We start from the raw sequence: 463 nt of genomic DNA, 5'->3' as shown, positions 1-463 counted from the left end.
TCCGACGACGTCCGGTACGAGAACGCCGGCCCACCCCACTGATACGCCAACACCCAGATGTTGCGCGGCGCGAAGTAGAACAACGACGGCGCCACCGTCCCCGAGTTCATCGCGTTCTGACTCGCCGAACCCATCTGCGAGTAATTCGAGAACAGGCCGAAGTTCATCGAACCCCAGCTGCTCCCGAAATCGTGGGTGGTGGCGTAGACCAGCTGCTGACCGTTGTACGGCGCGACGGTGAAGTCCTTCAACGACACCCAACCCGACCTCGGCTGCGCCAACGCACCCGTCGACGACCACCGGTACGACGAGGGCAGGTCACAGGTGCCGGTCGGCGGCGGCGTGGTGGGGTCGGTCCCACCGCCGACGCGGACGAACTGCCACTGCTGGTTGGTGCCGTTCCAGTCGTCGTACTGCACGATGTTTCCGCCGTCGGCGGTCGAGGCGCCCTGCACCTCCATCA

1 protein-coding gene is annotated in these 463 nt (G+C 65.4%); it reads right to left on the bottom strand.

Translation table 11 applies throughout. The features are described 5' to 3' along the window. The coding region (locus IF22_RS0132620) for a non-reducing end alpha-L-arabinofuranosidase family hydrolase (protein ID WP_030338386.1) at positions 1 to 463 on the bottom strand (463 nt) is incomplete at both ends.

The sequence above is a fragment of the Micromonospora parva genome, assembly GCF_000718515.1.
Taxonomy (GTDB): domain Bacteria; phylum Actinomycetota; class Actinomycetes; order Mycobacteriales; family Micromonosporaceae; genus Micromonospora; species Micromonospora parva.
The sequence above is the reverse complement of the archived record's forward strand: the minus strand, read 5'-3'. Positions and strand labels throughout refer to the sequence as shown.